Origin of the sequence: Ruegeria sp. SCP11 (assembly GCF_040329455.1) — a bacterium.
In the GTDB taxonomy this organism is placed as follows: domain Bacteria; phylum Pseudomonadota; class Alphaproteobacteria; order Rhodobacterales; family Rhodobacteraceae; genus Ruegeria; species Ruegeria atlantica_E.
This window is the reverse complement of the sequence record NZ_JBDZYG010000008.1, coordinates 206,215-223,820: the sequence shown is the minus strand read 5'-3', so window position 1 is coordinate 223,820 and position 17,606 is coordinate 206,215. Positions and strand designations below refer to the sequence as shown.

Genomic DNA, 17,606 nt, shown 5'->3' with positions numbered 1-17,606 from the left:
AAATGACGCCCTTAGATACTACTGGCGCGTCACTTGCCCGCCATGAAATCAATCAGGTTCCTGACACGCGCAGGCAGCAGGCGGCGGTCAGGATAGACGGCGAACATATCGCGGACCAAAGGGATCGTGTCCGTGACCTGCAACTGCAGCAAATCACGTCCCGTCATGTCCGTTGGCAGCATGGCGATGCCCAGATTACGGCGGGCGGCTTCGGCAACGACATCAAGATCAATCAACCTGTGCACAACATGCGGAGGCTGAACCACCTCCCCTGTCTGCAGCGCCCAAGGCTGACCTGAGGACAATGCAGGCAAAGCCAGCAATCGCTGCCGAGATAGAGTTCCTCGCAACCCGTGTTCGGCGACAAACCCAGCTCCCGCGCAGAAGCAGTAGGGCACCGCCCAAAGCCGCTTTGCCACAAGACTTGAGTCGCTCAGCGGTCCAAGGCGAAAAGCCAGGTCGATATTGTCACGAAAGAAATCCAGCATGGTGTTAGTCGTGGTTAAATCAATTCGAACTTCCGGGTTCCGAGCGGCAAACTCCAACAGACGCGGGCCAATGGTCGTGCGGGCGGCCAATGGCGGGGCAGTGATGCGGATCGTGTGATGCCTGGTGTCTCCGGTAAATCCAGCAATGCTCTGCAGCGCTTCGACAGGCTCCTGACAACAATCCAATAGCCGCCGCCCCTTTTCGGTCAGGCGCACTTGACGGGTTGTGCGTTCAAACAGTTTAGTCCCCAGGTGATCTTCCAATTCGGCCACCCTGCGACTGACACGGCTAAGAGGGATGTTCAGGTGCTCTGCCGCATCGGAAAAGCTGAGGTGCTTTGCAACGGCGGTAAAAAGGGCGAGGTCGTTGTAGATCATTATTCCATTTTCAGGATAATTACTCCCAGTATCAACTATTATCTCCAGCGCCAGCGCTCGTTATCTTTTTTGCAACACAAAGGAGATTCACAATGCCCTACGCTGTAGAAATCACCCAAACTGGCGCGCCAGAGGTTTTGCGCCAAGCAGAACGCAGAAACCCGCAGCCTGATGCCGGAGAAATCCTGATCCGCAACCATGCTGGTGCCGTGAACTTTATCGACACAATCATCCGCCGTGGTGAGATGCCTGAAGGCATGATGCCAGAATTGCCGCAAGTGCCAGGGGTTGAAGGCGCCGGCGTTGTCGAAGCCATCGGCGCAGGCGTAGAAGGTTTCACAATCGGGGACCGGGTTGCCTGGATGGGGCCGATTGGCGCGGGCGGCTATGGCAGCCACTCCGTCATCGGTGCGCCATACGTGACGCAGATTGCCGGCGATATTGGCTTTGATCTTGCTGCAGCACTTCCCGTGAATGCGATGACTGCCTATCACATGTTGGTCAATCTGGGCGGCGCGACAGCTGGAAAGTCAGTATTGGTCCACGCCGCCGCAGGTGGCGTCGGAACGATGATCCAGCACATCGCCAAGCATCTGGGCCTGACGGTGATTGCCTCGGCCAGCACCGACAAGGTCGACTACGCGTGGGCTCAAGGGGCGGACCACGTGATCGACTACCGTACGGAAGAAGTCGCCGCCCGTGTGATGGACATTACCCACGGGCGCGGTGTCGATCTGTCTTTGAACCCAATTTCGGGCGAAACACTGAAATCCGACCTTGAAGCACTGGCTCCACTGGGTACGGTTGTATTGTTCGGCTTCCTTGCCGGTCCTCCTGCCGGCACGTTTGGCGAAGACCTCACCAAGCATTTTCAGAAGTCCGTCGCAGTTCGGGTCAGTGACATCTACACCTATTTCATCAATCGTCCTGATGAATTTAATGCTGATTTGACGAAGGTTTTTGACCTTCTGGAACAAGGCGTTGTCCGCCCACAGATCACCACATTGCCTATCGCGAAAGCCGCCGAAGCACACCGCCGTCTGGAATCGGGCGAAACGACGGGCAAACTGGTACTGACCATCGATTGAGCGATAGTGGCGACCACTCCTTTTGGCGGCGACATCGAATTCGCCGCCATTTTGATGACTACTACAAAGTCTGAGCCTACCAGGGTTTTCTGCCCGGAGCCTCTTCAAATCTCAGAACGAGCCGAAGCTTTGAGACATACTCGATCAGAACAACGTTCAGGTATGTAATCCCAACCAGTTCGGCGGATTCTTCGAGAGTTGTCATGAAGTAATAGAATGCATCCTTTCCAGCCCGCGTTGCGTAAAAGCCGCCGATCCCTTCAAGTACGATGGCACCGAAGAAGAAGATAGCGAAAGCCGTAAAGAGTTGTTTTGCCAGGTAGCGCGGCAATGAAAGCATGAAAGGAATACAAAAAATAGCGAGTGCTCCCAGCAACATCAGCCCGGCAAAGATCCAGCCATGATCAAGAAAATACTCTCGAAACACCGGCGCAGGCACCCTTTCATGCAGTTGAGCAACTTCATCAAAGGCCATTGCCACCAATGCTGCAGCTGCCAAAAGCCAATTCAGGTTCAGCGCCGATCTCTTGTTCTTTTGGCAAACAAAGTAGGTCAACACCGCCAGTTGGGCCGCCATCACCATTAGCAGGAAGCTTAGGACAGTCGGAATGCTCAATTCATTATTCAGAATGAAGCGGTCCCCGATCTCGATTAAAATGGTGTTCTCGCTGCGGGCTTTTACCTCCGTCATCACTATCGAAATTACCGCCATTGCAGGAATTCCGTAATAGATTAACTGCCACAAATATTTTGAGGACAACGGAAGTTCCGTTTCACCTGGCCTCTCCAAGACCTGTTGCAGATCGTTGGCTTCGTCCCTCACAGCGGCACTCTTTCCAGTTTGGCAGCAGCGCTGGTTTTACACAGTAAAACTAAGCTGCATACGGCACCAGTGAATTTTGAACTGTCCTCAATTGGTTTCCGGAAATCCTCGATGCTGGTATGAGCCGAAGATTTCAGCCTGTGGACCACAAGCGAAACTGCGAATATGGGCATCGCTGCGATTGCAATCCCAGTCGGGTGTCGATTGAACTGCTTCCAGAACAGTCCACATCCGATTGCCACGATCAGAATGTAGGTTAAGAAAAAAAAACTCTCATTCACCAGCGCATTCTCGTGGATAAGAAACAGATCCTCAATAGCAAGCAGAGTAATCAACCCTCCGCAAAACCCCAAAGACAATGCGTTTGAATTTTCCCTAACCAGCAAATTCCGCACTGCAGGGGAAAAAAGAAAAATTACGACCCCAGCAGTACTTGCCAGCACACTCAGGTCGGCGGGAGAGCTGACATTGAACCGCAACTGGCCGATCAAGGTCGGGTCGCATGAGACGATACCATGCCCCCTGTGCAGAGTTCCTTCTGCAGGGGTGGTCGAAGCATTCATTGAATTGCTGAAGACCGCCAAAACAAAAGGCAGGGCGCGGCGCGTCTGCTGTAACTGGGCATTTCCTTCTCTGCAATTTCGGCGCAGTTTTTCAGGTTCTTTCAAAACAGGTCACTAGAGAAAACATTGTTTACAGGTATTTAATTACGAGCAGTTTAGCATGATTTTTTGCCAGAGTGAGAAAAATTCTCTGCAGTCTTTTAAACCTATAAGGAGAGAGAGCAGGTAAGCGGGCTTTCTCTCAGTTTTCCCGGGCAAATCTGCGTCAAGTATAATATACCACAAATCGAAACTGGCAAAGCCTTGAGCTGTCACCTTTTTTCAAGCCGGCGCAACTCTTGCAGCGGTCAGAAAAAGCGAGCTTTTAGCGATACATTCAAGATGCAACCCTGCATTCAACACCCATTTAACCTCCCGGCGTGTACCAGATAGGTGACGTGTAAGCGCGCTCTTGCTGAACCAAGGTTTTACCTTCGGGGATTTCAACGCCAAGTGCGAGGCGGTCATAGACCAACCAGGAGGGCGTCGGAATTTCGAGGACTCTAACATAGTAAAACGCGCGTTGTGCCGGATCAAAATCCGGGTCGGACCAATAGCCTTCAAGAAAAGGCGCGCCAATTTCGTTGGTATAAGTCCCTGTTTCGGTATTTGCAGTGTTCCCAACGGCCGGAAGTGTACCATCCGCAGACAGATCACGGTCTCCGGACCACGCCACATTATAGATGCGCTCTTGCAGTTCTCCGTCTGCTGTTGTCCAACCCTTTACGATCTGAATACGATCCAAGTTTGCTCCGTCAGGATCCCGAACTGCGCGGATCAGCATTTTGGGTGCAGCGCTCGCAGGAGCGTCCGTGAGGTCTCCGCCCATGGGAACACCTCGATCATATCCTTGCGCTGCGAAATCAGAGCGAACCAAATCAGACTCCTCGAAGTCCCAGCCTCCGAACACGCGCACGCGCATACGGGTTCCAGTTGTGGCAAAAACCTCTTTACGCATCATCGCGTCCCAGATTGCCTCACGCGTGTTCTCGCGTGCCCAGACCGCTGCCAACCCAGAGGCGAGCGCGTCGGAATGGAACTGGTCATCTGACGGGTCATCGGGTGTGAAGCGACCCGTTACAACCTCTTCATAGCGGACTGGGTCAGCTGTGGGCTCCACCAAGGCAATTTTGCCGAAGAAGTTATCTTCTTGAGACGTAGCCAAGGCTGTATGAGAGTCGGTGGAGCCGATCATTCCGAATTTGAACGGGTTGACCCCAAGCTCCGCCTCGAACTTGAGTCCGCGCTGCAAGGCCGAACGGGCATACTCTCGCGGTAGCATTTCAGGCATTTTGGGTTCGGCTCCAAAGCTACCCGCATCCCAAGTGTAATAGTCGGCAAACTCGTCATCTGGCGACAACATCGGATGCGCCTCACCGTCGCCCTTAATTTGCGTTACCTCGTAGATGGGCTCCCACCGCATCCGGGTTTCGGCATATTCTGCGGTGAGCGGTTCACCAGACAGTGTGACATCATCGAACATCAACCCATTTGACAGATTCCCGTTATGAGGGATGGCAAGTATCCGACCACCGGTTGTGTCTTCGTATTTCGCCATCCAGTCCCACAAATCTTCTGGATCATCACTGTCATAGGCAGAGAATGGCACGAATTGATCCGCTCGATCTTTGCCATCTCGGTAAACCAGTACGCGGTGCAGATTGTTCCCGTCAGGGCCGGATGTCCATTCGTAGCCGATGAATGCCGAGAACGCGCCGGGTTGGTTATGTGCCTCAGCTGCCTGAGTTACACGCTCCCACATTGTTTGGCCAAACGCAGTCCCCGCCAAAGGATCTGCTCCGTCGGGTTCATTCACTGCGGAAAACCAATGCTCATAAGCTGCCAGCTGCGCATCGATCGTCCTGGGAGCAAAGATGTCTACAATTTCCCTCCCCCATTCGTTTTCCGTAAGGGACGGATCCTCTTCCTCGAGTGCGATCGGAAGTCCGAGGTTCTCAGCGTGATCAGACACAACAAGAAAATCTAGCGGTCTTTGGAGGCGGGCCGGGATACCGTTGGAAGACGTCACTTCTTCGCCTTTTGCGAAACGGAAGGCGTCATCTGGGGTCGTCGTGCCGCCAATCAGACCGGCGTCTGAAGAATATGCAGTGTGCAGATGCGTGTCGCCAAAGAAAACCTGATTTGGGTAGTCTGTGTCCAAATATGGAGAGTATGTTATTGCCTGGTCTGTCGGGGCGATATTCAGTTCCTGTGCCAGAATAGGCGCGTGCGCCACCAAGATAATGGGGAGGGAAAGAAATGATGAATTGAGGTGACGACCCATAATAATCTCCTGAAAGCCTGACAAAACAATCACACAGTTCTTAAGCGCATCAATTGATATCGTTCAGAAAACACCTGCGATATTCCGACGCGACCTATTCACTAGGAACGAGCGGTTCTGAGCTACAACGAAGGCTTTCCCCCTATATCAGTTGGCGCCACTCAGACGCAAATGGCCCTACACTGCCATTCATCAGCGGGAGGAAATGCTGAGTTGTGGTTTCTCAAAGCAGTCATTCATAAGTCCGCTTCAAGTTTTAAGTGAGGTAGCCGTCTGGGTCGTTGGGTGTGTGTAGCAGCGTGCCTTCAAACTTCGGCAAATCATCATTTAACTTTAGCCAAGGCAGCTTGCTCTGGTAGTTCACATGAAAAGTAGGCTCGAATTCCTCAGGATTTTCCATTGAAGGCGCATATAGATGCATTCCTCCCGGATAGTGATTCGCTTCAAAACCCATCGGTGATCCGCATGTCCAGCAAAAGTGGCGGAATACACCCTTGGAACTTTCAAGAGTCTTTGGATCGTCTCCGGTCCATCTGAAATTCGTCAGGGGCACTCCCAGCCAGGCGACCACCGGTGCTGAACAATTTCGGCGGCAATCGTCGCAATGGCAGTAGCATTCCCACGTAGGCGCGCCGACGAATTCCCATCGTGTGGATTTGCAAAGGCAATAACCCTGTGTCGTCACTTCAATAACCTTCGTCCATAGTCTCACAAGAAACTCTCACTGAAATCGGGTGTATATGCGGTCGAAAAGGACCTTTCAGAAATGGATTGCGACAAGGGCTGTTCAGTTCACCGCTGCCCTCGGAACCGCGAGCCAGTGCTGCAATCAAACAGCCGCCACGCATGCAAGTTTACGAGCTTCGCATACGGAGTTAGGTCAGTTCCGCGAACTGTTGCCCAACCAAAAGGCCGGAGCGAGCAGTTTCTCGCTTCCGGCAGTGCACAATTGCTCTGACTTCAAGGCGACGTAGCCGTCACGCTTTTTCCGTCGTTTCAGTAGAAACAACCCGCCGAACGAGCCTGTATATCACGACAAAGAAAACCGGCACGAAAACAACACCAAGCACGGTAGCCGAAATAACACCGCCCATAACGCCCGAGCCCATAGCGGTACGGCCACCGGCCCCGGCGCCAGACGACAGGACCAGCGGGAGAACACCCAGCGAAAAGGCCATCGACGTCATGAGAATTGGTCTGAACCGTTGATGCGCGGCATCTTTGACACCTTGGAGCAACGGTTCTCCAGCCTCGATTTTGTCCCGGGCGAATTCCACGATCAGAATGGCGTTCTTGCCCGTCAAGCCGATCACCGTCAGGAGCGCGACCTGAAAATAGACGCCGTTTTCGAACCCACCGAGCCACGCCCCGGTCAGTGATCCGGTTATCCCGATCGGCATGGCCAGCATGACTGCAAACGGAATCGTCCAGCTTTCATACAAAGCGGCAAGACACAGGAATACGGCGGCCAGTGAGAGAGCGTACAAAAGCCCTGCCTGATCGCCGGATTCACGCTCTTCCAGCGACAATCCGGTCCATGCGATCTGGTAGCCCGGAGGCAATTGCTGCGAAAGCGCTTCGATCTCGGCCATGGCTTCACCGGTCGTAAACCCTTCGGCAGGACTGCCCTGCATCTGTATGGCCGAAACGCCGTTGTACCGGTAGAGGCCCTGAGGGCCGAATTTCCAGTTCGAAGATGAGAAATTCGACAGTGGAACAAGACCACCGGATGAGTTGCGTACCCGCCATGCCTCAATGTCCTCGGGGACCATTCGATAGGGCGCGTCACCCTGCACATAGACCCGTTTGATGCGTCCGCGATCAAGGAAGTCGTTCACGTATCGACCAGCCCACGCCACGGAAAGCAGCTCTCCAACCTCTCGCGCGGAAAGACCCATGGCACCGGCAGCCCGCCAATCCAGATCGATGTTGAATTGCGCTGCATCCTCCAACCCGTTTGGTCGGATTGACGCGATGACGTCGCTTTGGCTGACCATCCCCATCAGCTGATTGCGCGCCTGCACAAGCTCTTCGTGGCTCTGCCCGTCGCGCGCCTGCAGATAGAAGTCAAAACCGCTGACATTGCCCAGTTCGATAACGGCCGGGGGGACGATTGGAAAAACAAAGGCGTCCTGGATTTGAGAAAAGGCCCCAAAGGCGCGCCCCGCTATGGCCTGCGCGCTTCGCTCCGGTGTCGTCCGCTCGTCCCAGTCTTTCAGGCTGACAAAGGCAATACCCATATTCTGCCCCTGCCCCGCAAAGCTGAACCCGCGCACCGTGAACACTGAGTTGACGTTTTCGGCTTCGTTTTCAAGGTAGTATTGTTCGATCTGTTCCAAGACGGATTCGGTTGCCTCGGCAGTCGAGCCGGTCGGACCCTGAACCAGAGTGAACAGGATGCCCTGATCTTCCTCGGGCAAAAAGCCGGTCGGCGTTCGTGCGAAGAGGAACACCATCGTTCCACCGATCAGCAGATAGATCAGCCCGATGCGAAGCGGTCTTCGGATTGAAAACCCAACCAGTGACGCATAGCCATCGGTCAGTTTGTCGAACCCGCGGTTGAACCATCCGAACATACCGCGATTGCGTTTCTCGTGATCGGGTTTGCGCAAAAGCGTGGCGCATAGTGCCGGTGTCAGGGTCAGCGCGACGACGACCGAGAGCATCATCGCCGATACAATGGTGATAGAGAATTGTTGGTAGATGACCCCCGTGGACCCTCCGAAAAAGGCCATCGGAATGAATACCGCGGACAAGACCAGGGCAATCCCGACCAGAGCGCCCGTGATCTGCCCCATGGATTTCTGAGTCGCCTCGTAGGGTGATAACCCCTCTTCCTCCATGATGCGTTCAACATTTTCGACAACGACGATGGCGTCATCGACCAGAAGGCCAATTGCCAGAACCATCGCCAGCATCGTCAGTGTGTTGATCGAAAACCCAAAGGCCGAGATGATCCCGAAAGTACCGAGCAGAACAACCGGCACAGCCAAGGTTGGAATGATCGTCGCGCGGAGACTCTGCAAAAAGAGGAACATAACCAGAAAGACGAGGACAATTGCCTCGATCAGGGTGTGGACCACTTCTTCGATCGAGATTTCGACAAACGGGGTGGTGTCGTAAGGAACGACGTACTCCACACCGTCCGGGAAAAAGGCAGACACCTCATCGAGCTTGTGCTTAACGCGCTCTGCCGTATCCAGCGCATTGGCGCCCGACGCGAGCCGGATCGCCATGCCGGCAGTCGGCTTTCCATTGAACCAGGCGGATGTGGTATAGCTTTCGGCACCAATCTCGACCCGCGCCACGTCGCGAAGCAGCACAAGGCCGCCATCGGTTTCCGCCCGAACGACGATCTGTTCAAAATCTTCCGGTGTAGACAACAGCGACTGCGCCGTGATCGTCGCATTCAGGGCCTGCCCCTCGACCGTAGGTAAAGCCCCAAAAGACCCTGCCGAGACCTGCGCGTTTTCCTCGGAAACGGCCTGCACGATATCTGCCGGGGTCATTTCAAAAGCCGCCAGTTGCTCCGGGTTCAGCCAGATCCGCATGGCGTACTGGGCACCAAAGACCTGCACGTTGCCAACGCCTTCAAGACGGCTGAATTCGTCGACCATGTTGGACACCATGTAGTCCGACAAATCGACAGCATCGAGACGGTCATCGGTCGACACCAGCGCCGCAACAAGAAGGAACCCGCCCGAGGATTTCTCAACCGTCACACCTTGCCGCTGCACGATTTCGGGCAGAAGCGGCGTCGCTTGGCTGAGTTTGTTCTGCACCTGAACCTGCGCAATGTCCGGGTCAGTGCCTGTCTCGAATGTCAGCGTGACCGAGGCCTGCCCAGTCGATGTCGAGGATGAATTGATGTAGCGCAACCCATCCAACCCGGTCATTTGTTCTTCGATCACCTGCGTAACCGTATTGTTCACGGTCTCAGCCGAAGCCCCGGAATAATTTGCGCTGACTTCGACAGTCGGCGGTGCAATCTGAGGGTATTGCGCAACTGGCAGGTTCAGTACGGCCAGCGTGCCGATCCCCATCAGCAGAATGGAAATGACCCATGCAAAAACAGGTCGGTCGATAAAAAAACGTGCCATGGAAAGCTTTCACACTTGATTGGTGGACACCGGGCTTACGCGTCGGGCTCTTCTGTGGGGGCAACTTGCACACCGACCGCAATCTTTTGCAGTCCGGAGACAATGAGCCTGTCGCCTGCTTTAAGCCCGTCGGTCACGATCCACTTGTTTCCCTGCGTACCCCGTACGGTCAAAAGCCGCTCAGCAACGGTGTCATTCGTATCCACGACCATCGCTGTAGGTTGACCACGACGATTGCGCCCGACACCTTGTTGGGGGGCAAGTACAGCACCCTGTAGAACCTCAAACGGAAGATGGGCGGTCACATACATTCCGGGTAGAACGATTTGCTTGGGATTCGGAAACTCGATCCGCAGCACCGAAACTCCGGTCTGCGGGTCCACCTGCGGCTCAGCCGCCAACACCGTACCAGTCTGGTCAAAGGTCGACCCGTCAGCCAGCGTTACAGTCACTGTCGGATCCAAGGACTGGAGCGCAGCAGGCTGTGTTGCGATCGCGCGATTGAAGCGCAGGACATCCTGAGTAGATACCGCCACGTCCACATAGACTTTGTCGATTTGACGGATTACGGCCAGCGGTTCGGCCTGTTGAGCAGTCACAAGCGCCCCTTGCGTCGCCAGAGCACGTCCGACGCGACCCGACAATGGCGCGCGAATGACCGTGTGCTCCAGATCGATTTTTGCGGCCTGTAGTTGAGCCTTTGCCACCAGAAGGGCAGCCTGTGCGGCGTCCCTTTCTGCGACAGCGCTATCCACCGCCTGCTGACTGGCCACGTTCCGCACCAGCAATTCTGCCACGCGCTTTTCTTCTTTTTCGGCTGCGGTCAGGCGGGCTTCGGCTTGGGCCACGCTTGCGGTGGACTGCTGAACCTGAGCCTCGTACACGGCGTCATCGATGCGATACATCGCGTCGCCTTCCTTGACGGTGCCGCCCTCCTGGAATAGTCGCTCAATGACAATTCCAGACACTTGCGGTCTAACCTCGGCCACCCCAAGCGCGGCGACGCGGCCGGGAAGTTCTGAAAACAAAGTCACGTCTTCCGCGTCCAGCGTGACCACGGTCACTGGTACCGGGTTGGACTGAGCACGGGCAACTGATGTCACACCGGACAACAACACTGCCAATGAAAATATCAGTAAGTGGCTCAGTCTGAACATCTTTCTCGTCTCCGGTACATTCGGGTTTTGTGCAAATTGCATAATGGTTCCAGCGTGTGGCGCTGAACGCGCAGGATTTCTCAGGACCGTTTCCTCAACGTGGCAACAGATGGAAGGCGCAAAGGTTTAAGTTGAGACTCCTAGCTTCTGCAGGTGTCTATCATGAATTGCAATACAGAACTCACCTTTTCGGGTTCACGTCTTGTTCCCACCCATGTTTGCAATCTGCTTCAGGTCTGAAACTGCGACATCAACCCTCCAGCCTATCTACCTTGGTGCCCGATCAGGCGCCTCTTCTCGCGCGAGGGTAGTTGGTTTATCGGATCTCAATGCATCCGGTTAAGACCCAACGCGGCGGTTTTGTATTTCCTAGACTGGTCAGAAGCTGACACCGAGCAACGTATTCGACAGGGGCCAGAGTTATTGCGCTCTGTCCGCATGGTAAGCATGTTGGGCATACCCTCCAGGTCTTGCACCTGTGGCGATCAACACGGTTCTCAGTCAGGCAGAGACTCTATTGCGCTGGGGATAGGGGGACACATGATGAATCGTGTTCGTGCCTTTTGCCCCCATATGAGCGGATTAAACTGATCCGTACTGCGGGCACACAATATTAACTGTCCATAGAATCGTACATCTGCGCTGAGGCAATGACACGCTACCCTTTAACTTAAATCATATAAATTTGGAATAATGGTGCCGGGAGCGGAAGCCCGTTATACTCTTAACTCATTAAAAATAAAAATGATTTAGAAAATACGCTATTTTATGTACCCCTAATTATAGCCACAAATAGAAAAATTTTTTGTTTCAAGTGATTGATAAATAAACATGATTCCATTTCTGGGAATCGAATTTCCAGGCCACTTTACCTCTAACGACGACCTACGAGAGCGCAAGTTTGCACTCTCCTCGCAGGCAAGTCAAAACGCGCAAATCGGGCCGATGTGGACGTAGGTCGCTTTAACGAATTCTGCGATACAGCCTGCCAAGAGACGCCTTTGGATGCACATGTTTCAGCAGGTTGGCAATTACGCAAGCAACAGTATGGTCTAAAACAGTATCCATCGGGGAGAGAACTGTGCCGACGACAATGTGCGACCTTGCGAAGACACTTCCAACCCTCATTGGTCGATTGCTTGATCGTGAGACCAAACTCAAAAGGGGACGATTTCGAGAAGAAACAATGACTGATATTTTTACCGGTGCACTCGCAGCATTTGCGGGTCCGGAACTTATCATTCAATACCCCAACGAAGCCGAGACGGGCGGTGATTTAGATTTACGCTTTTGGCATGTAGAGAGTGGTCAAAACCTATTTTTGAGGCTTCAGGCGAAACGCTTGAACGCCGCTGTCGTCAGCAAGAAAAACGTGAAAATCGCCAACCGTTCATACCATGAATTGCTGCACAAGCCCCCCAAGTCCGCAAAATACCAATTTGAGAGTCTAGTAGAAGCACCGTCTCCCTGGGTTCCGCTTTACATGTTCTATAATCATCAGTCAGTTGTAGAAAACCCCTACTTCGCGGGATCGACGCCCACCGTAAACGGAGTGAATCTTGCGTTTGCCACTGATATTGCTGATGAGTTGAGATCTAAGCTACTCGCGGCGAAAGCAAAGCCGAAGTCAATCAGGCACCACAAACGGTTGAGCCATCTACGACAGCACATGTTTGAATTGGATGCGATACTCTGCCCCCACGGTAGTTGGAGCGGCTCCAGCGTACCGCCGCCGGATGCTGTGGCTGCCTCGCTTCGCGAGCGATGGAACTTTATCGGTGAGAAAACTGCACGTCCCTCTGGCGAAGAAGTTGTTTTGCGTAGACTGTCAGAACCAGAGCAGCTTCTCACCTCAGGGTTCGAACAGCGCATTCCGGACGGGCCGGCCATTCGTTTTAACGGGACGATACAGCGCCCGCAAATCGTCTTTGTTTCTGGACGAACCGACGACACTAGAACGCCAACTGTGAGCCCGGGCCCAGAAAGTCCGAGCTAAGCAAACTATGGTCGCTTACCTACCTTCCCCACCTATTGAGTATACTGCATTGCGACGAACCAAGATTAAACAGTGGTTGACCGAAATCACCCCCCCAAATATCCCGGGAGATCTGGGAGCTCGCACAAACGGAGCCCCCTTCGGCAAAACTCACTTAGGCTGCAGAAAAGGATACCTTTCCCAGTTAGCTTTCTTCTCAAAATCTAAGACGACATGACGCAACGGGGTAGGAAATGATCTCAAGGATTCCTGAAGCGATGCTGTGGACATTGGCGTCTAATTCGATGCATCTGCCCAAGCATGCAAGAAGGTTTTGACCAAAGTTTTTACTTTTCGCCAATCGTCGCCGCGACAACGCAGACATACATTTTGGGATAGTTCGATGGAGTGTGTGCGTAATGTCATTTCAGGAGTTGGCGCGGTATGCGAGGTTAACTTAGAGCCCGTGCAGACACGGCTTGAAAAGACCATCGCTAGCCATGATAGAGGTCGCAAGAATACCGACTATCGATTGTGAGACCTAACGCATGACCGAAATAGATTTCGATCCCGATGGCTACGAGGAATGTCTTGTAACTTTTCTGGATATTCTTGGTTTTCAGAGCCTTCTTAACACCAGAACAGTTCCTGAGATCCGCGATATGCTTTCAGCGTTTCGTCGCGGTGCAGCGGGGAACGCAGAAGCTCCGAGCCGGATGGATGAGGTGCGGTTGTATAGCGAGGTTCATGCAGAAATCGTGTCTGATGCGATCGTAAGAACGCGGACAGTCCATACACAGTATCGGGATGGCTCTTTTATTCAGGAGCTCATCGACCTCGTCCATGTCCAGATAGCCTGCATTGCAAACGGTATCCTTGTGCGTGGCGCGATGACAATTGGTCAAATGAACGTTGGTTATAGTTTTGACGAGCCTGTTTTCGGCCCAGGTCTGGTGCAGGCTTATCGTATGGAAGAGAGAGAGGTCATCTTCCCACGCATCGCGATCCATGAAAGCCTTATTGAGCGCCATCGTGCCGATAGCTCTCTATGGCGGGAAGATCATACGTACGATCACGAGAGAGAGCATCTCGACAAACTGCTTCGGCAGGATGAAGCAGGATTACACTACATCGACTATCTCAGAGCTAGCCTAGATGAACTGGACAATGATTATGAAGATTGGGTCGAGTTCTTATCTCGTCACAAAGCTCTCATCGAACAGGGTTTTTTGGAGGCGCCCGGACCAGTAGTCCGGCGAAAATACAACTGGCTAAAAAACTACCACAATAGAGTGGTTGAAGAAGCTTTGGCGGTCATGGACCCAAACGTCGTGACCGACGAGGACGTCTCGTGGTTCGACCTCATATCCGCTTGCCTGATTGATTGATGGCAGCAGCGGTCGGGCACGATGATTAAAATATCCCGTTCTCTCGCGCCACGCCCAAGGCCATATTGCCGCAACCTACGGCCAAAATGGGCTTCTTTGCCACTTGTTGCTCCGCTAGAATATCTATCGAAAACCTTGTAACCCGGTCGGTTTCGTGAGCTCCTGTATATCACCACCCGCCAATATGCGCGAAACGTTCGTGATTGGGTGCCTTCTATTGGGGGGGGGAGGCGAGCGTTTACGGCAAGCTCAATGCTCCGAACCAAAGTCACCCAGATTTACAAGTGGACGGGCAATCTGCACGCAGTACAACTCTTTATTGAGCATACAAAGACAAACAATACGGCTCGATATCTTGGCGTTGAACTTGAGTAGGCCACAGCTGTAGCTGAAGCCATCGAATCTATTGCATCCGGGCCGTTCAAACCTCGAGCCCGTTCCGTACGTTCGCCGTAGCATAAAACCCTGTAACGCGGAATCAAAAGCAGTCATTTGCACAAGCAAGAAACTAAAGGTGCTAAGAAGGTATTAATCGATCACTGCTGCCATTTCTTTCTTAAAGCCGTCATCTGGATGCACGATGATCGTTTCTGGTCGCCCCATCTGAATGTAGCTGATCGCAGTAGAGTTCGACATAGCCGAACGAAGCTCGAACCAGGCACGCCTTTCGTCAATTCCGTGTTTGACCAGTTCTGAAATGACAGCCTCAAAGGGCCAATCTTCATCGCTGTTGATCGCCATGTTTCCTAGGACATGAACAGCCTTGTAGGTCTCGTGATCGATTAGGCCCTTTTGCTCTATGCTGCGGCAAAAATCTGTCAGAAGCTGCATACGGATCATTCCCCCCATGACTTCCATCCATGTTTGGGATCGGTTGAACATGCCGTGCGCAGCCGGAACGAATTCGGCTACTCTATAAAGTAATCTGGCCACAAAGGATGATGCGTCTCTTGCATCAATCGGAAACACCGAACCCAGTACAGTCCGCGCTCCAATTGAAAGAAATCCGTTTGCAGTCGAGGCGTGATTTCTGTCCGCAGCATGCGTGTCACACGCGCTAAGCACAACGATTGGCGGCACTCGCGGCCTTTTGTTCTGGAGCTGCCAAATATCTATCTCTTCTTCAAGCAGCTGGAGTTTGCCCGGCCCATTTGGCTCGTGACCGCCATGGCCATCGAAAATTAAAAGGGGTCCTTTATAAGAGTTCAGCGCGCTAACTAAATCGCCTTCGTTCCGTACTCGTTCGGTTCGAACTCGAACACGGTCTTTGAAATGAGGTTCAAATTCATCAAGTGCAATCTGAAAAAACGGGCTTATTGGGTCATCGTCTCGCAGCGCACTTAGGATTAGCACTTCTTCAAAGTCTGAAGTTGTCAGATGCCAGTATTTCTTGGGTGACACCTGATCGACGAACAAGTTACCCGGTGTAACCGGGATTCTCGTGATATCCTTTTGCACGCAAAGAGGCAAACCCCGGACATTCATCCATTCAAGATGTGCGTCTGTAATGAGTCGAATACCTTCCGCTGCTTCCTCGACAAATTCAAAGAACTCCTGCGGGATAGACTCAGTAATAGCATTCTGCGCTTTACGAAAACTATCTCTCCGCTTACGTAAAGTTGTTCGCTTAGCATGATAGTGCTGCGCAAACTGCCGCACCTGACCAGAAGTTCGATTAACTGAATTGGGCAAACGAATTGTCGCCGACACTTCGGAGGCTGCCAATGTACTTACACAATCTGTGGCGAAAGTAAGCTCAGCGGCACGCTCCATCAGGAGTGGATGAGGTTTTGGCTCTAGCCTTGGTTCCGCCCCGAAAAGCGCCCTCGCTTGCGTCTCGGTTTTGGCGTCAAAACCATATCCATCCTGACGTTGAAGAGCACGGCGCACTGCTAGAAAACGCTTTTTCTCTTCCGATGAAAGCGGTGAGTCCCCTATCCCTGTCGTATGAACATGCGGGTATATCGCAGGTGCAAACAGGTTGATGCTTGGTGGCCTTCGAAAAAACTGGTTTGCTGCGCGTTCCCCAATTCGATCTCGCTCCTCCAAAACCGAGCGCGTAGTCTGGACAATCATCTCAACGTAGGGAGCAATGCCTTGATTCAGCGTTTCAAATCTGCCGCTCACGGTATCCCTATATCCCGCGGTGTAAAGTGCATGGAGATTTGGCGTAACGGCGTTATGACCGCCGACCTTATAGCCAAGATCACGTTCATCAGGTTCGCGCCAACTGTTTAAGTGTTCTCGAGCTTGAATCAATGCGTCAGGTCTGACCTTTCCCTCAAGCGCTTCGCAAACACCAAGAAAAGCTTCTCTCAGAGTTTCGATACAGAATTCTTCGTAGGATATTGTTCCTCCATTTTCCGCTACCACCGTTAGCGGGAAAGTATGGGCATTTAGCCAGTCTCTATAGATCGATATCTTGTGATCCCTCCCCAGTAGAAGGACAAGAAATGGGAGGAACGGAGGCGTCACCATGCTCTTTAACGCTCGAGGCGACTGGCCAAACCACAACAGAGGGGCTTGACCCGACATTCTGCGCGCGAGCCTCATCTGGTGCCCCTCCGGCGTCAGCTCGAAGATATCACTCGGCAATTTGTTGACGAGCCGAACTAATCCAGAGTTATGCATCAAACTTGGTGCGAAGCCCTGAAGAATGGTGGCCTGATTTGGATCACCGTCTTCAACCGGAATTATGTAAGCGATTTGCCCAGAGAGGCTATAGAGTTCCTGCCCTGTATTACTTGCATCTTTGCTCATAGAGAATCTTTCTGTTTCCTTTCACTTAAATATGGCCGGCTGGCATTATCATTTTCGCTAATCCAAGTGACGTATCCCGAACAACCCGGACCTCCAAGGTTGAAAGCAAATTTTCGCCCGAATATGCGCTCCACACAGTACGTTTCGCCCTTGCGCGTGTAGAGATAGTCCCATTATTGAAAAACTTGGTAGAATTCATTTTAGACGGAATGCATTTGGCATTCGCGATACAACTGCCGTTCATGAAATGGCGAGAAACTAGGTCTACCCCCGTGACGAGCATAGAGCCGAAGCGCGGTGGTCTGTTTTTTGACAAAAATCGCGCCCCACCAGTATTCTAGCTTCGAATGCCGAGCAGCCATCCCTTCATTGAATACCTTGGCTAACAAACCGGAAGAAGTATTTTTGTCTGTAGGTTCAATAGTATGCTCGAATAGAAAACTCTTTGCCTATCCGTTGACGAGACTATCTTCAATTCGTTTTGTATGGCCCTCACCGTCCCAGGCAAACTGTACACGATTACCGCCGAACCAAATGTCAGCAGATGTTTGCAGACTTGGAAA

General features: G+C 52.7%; 11 protein-coding genes. 3 read left to right on the top strand and 8 right to left on the bottom strand.

Translation table 11 applies throughout. The features are described 5' to 3' along the window. Positions 1-29 precede the first annotated feature (29 nt). Positions 30-866 (bottom strand): LysR family transcriptional regulator, encoded by an 837-nt coding sequence (locus ABLN94_RS14440; protein WP_352993416.1) that lies wholly within the window; start codon positions 864-866, stop codon positions 30-32. A gap of 92 nt (positions 867-958) precedes the next feature. On the opposite strand from ABLN94_RS14440, the gene ABLN94_RS14435 reads away from it, so the two are divergent. Next, complete coding sequence (locus ABLN94_RS14435) at positions 959-1,954, top strand: quinone oxidoreductase family protein (protein WP_352993415.1); 996 nt, start codon at positions 959-961, stop codon at positions 1,952-1,954. A 76-nt stretch (positions 1,955-2,030) separates the two neighbouring features. Here ABLN94_RS14435 and ABLN94_RS14430 read toward each other — a convergent pair whose 3' ends face one another. The 6 genes from ABLN94_RS14430 to ABLN94_RS14405 form a co-directional block, all read right to left on the bottom strand. Beyond that, positions 2,031-2,777: a hypothetical protein gene (locus ABLN94_RS14430; protein ID WP_352993413.1), complete on the bottom strand. Its 747-nt coding sequence runs from the start codon at positions 2,775-2,777 to the stop codon at positions 2,031-2,033. Next, entirely contained in the window at positions 2,774-3,445 is a 672-nt protein-coding gene (locus tag ABLN94_RS14425) for a hypothetical protein (RefSeq protein WP_352993411.1), read from the bottom strand. Before ABLN94_RS14425 ends, ABLN94_RS14430 begins: the two co-directional genes overlap by 4 nt. Before the next feature lie 301 nt (positions 3,446-3,746). Next, a complete protein-coding gene (locus tag ABLN94_RS14420; RefSeq protein WP_352993410.1) occupies positions 3,747-5,663 on the bottom strand; it encodes a DUF3604 domain-containing protein in 1,917 nt (638 codons plus the stop codon). Between the two features lie 256 nt (positions 5,664-5,919). Next, entirely contained in the window at positions 5,920-6,348 is a 429-nt protein-coding gene (locus ABLN94_RS14415; protein WP_352993408.1) for a GFA family protein, read from the bottom strand. A gap of 292 nt (positions 6,349-6,640) precedes the next feature. Further along, positions 6,641-9,763, bottom strand: coding sequence for an efflux RND transporter permease subunit (locus ABLN94_RS14410; protein WP_352993406.1), 3,123 nt, complete (start codon positions 9,761-9,763; stop codon positions 6,641-6,643). A 35-nt stretch (positions 9,764-9,798) separates the two neighbouring features. After that, positions 9,799-10,920 (bottom strand): efflux RND transporter periplasmic adaptor subunit, encoded by a 1,122-nt coding sequence (locus ABLN94_RS14405; protein WP_352993404.1) that lies wholly within the window; start codon positions 10,918-10,920, stop codon positions 9,799-9,801. Between the two features lie 1,093 nt (positions 10,921-12,013). Here ABLN94_RS14405 and ABLN94_RS14400 point away from each other — a divergent pair. Further along, the gene (locus ABLN94_RS14400; protein WP_352993492.1) at positions 12,014-12,916 is read left to right on the top strand and encodes a DUF6615 family protein; all 903 of its coding nucleotides are present in this window, start codon (positions 12,014-12,016) and stop codon (positions 12,914-12,916) included. A 527-nt stretch (positions 12,917-13,443) separates the two neighbouring features. Then, the gene (locus ABLN94_RS14395) at positions 13,444-14,283 is read left to right on the top strand and encodes a hypothetical protein (protein ID WP_352993402.1); all 840 of its coding nucleotides are present in this window, start codon (positions 13,444-13,446) and stop codon (positions 14,281-14,283) included. A 528-nt stretch (positions 14,284-14,811) separates the two neighbouring features. Here the strand turns inward: ABLN94_RS14395 and ABLN94_RS14390 are convergent. Continuing rightward, positions 14,812-17,043, bottom strand: a complete 2,232-nt coding sequence (locus ABLN94_RS14390) for a CHAT domain-containing protein (protein ID WP_352993400.1) — start codon at positions 17,041-17,043, stop codon at positions 14,812-14,814. Positions 17,044-17,606 lie beyond the last annotated feature (563 nt).

Excerpts from the sequence above, each read along its gene's own strand:
- ABLN94_RS14440 (WP_352993416.1), bottom strand. The coding sequence starts at position 866 with ATGATCTACAACGACCTCGCCCTTTTTACCGCCGTTGCAAAGCACCTC.
- ABLN94_RS14390 (WP_352993400.1), bottom strand. The coding sequence starts at position 17,043 with ATGAGCAAAGATGCAAGTAATACAGGGCAGGAACTCTATAGCCTCTCT.
- ABLN94_RS14400 (WP_352993492.1), top strand. The coding sequence starts at position 12,014 with ATGTGCGACCTTGCGAAGACACTTCCAACCCTCATTGGTCGATTGCTT.
- ABLN94_RS14420 (WP_352993410.1), bottom strand. The coding sequence starts at position 5,663 with ATGGGTCGTCACCTCAATTCATCATTTCTTTCCCTCCCCATTATCTTG.
- ABLN94_RS14405 (WP_352993404.1), bottom strand. The coding sequence starts at position 10,920 with ATGTTCAGACTGAGCCACTTACTGATATTTTCATTGGCAGTGTTGTTG.
- ABLN94_RS14435 (WP_352993415.1), top strand. The coding sequence starts at position 959 with ATGCCCTACGCTGTAGAAATCACCCAAACTGGCGCGCCAGAGGTTTTG.
- ABLN94_RS14410 (WP_352993406.1), bottom strand. The coding sequence starts at position 9,763 with ATGGCACGTTTTTTTATCGACCGACCTGTTTTTGCATGGGTCATTTCC.
- ABLN94_RS14395 (WP_352993402.1), top strand. The coding sequence starts at position 13,444 with ATGACCGAAATAGATTTCGATCCCGATGGCTACGAGGAATGTCTTGTA.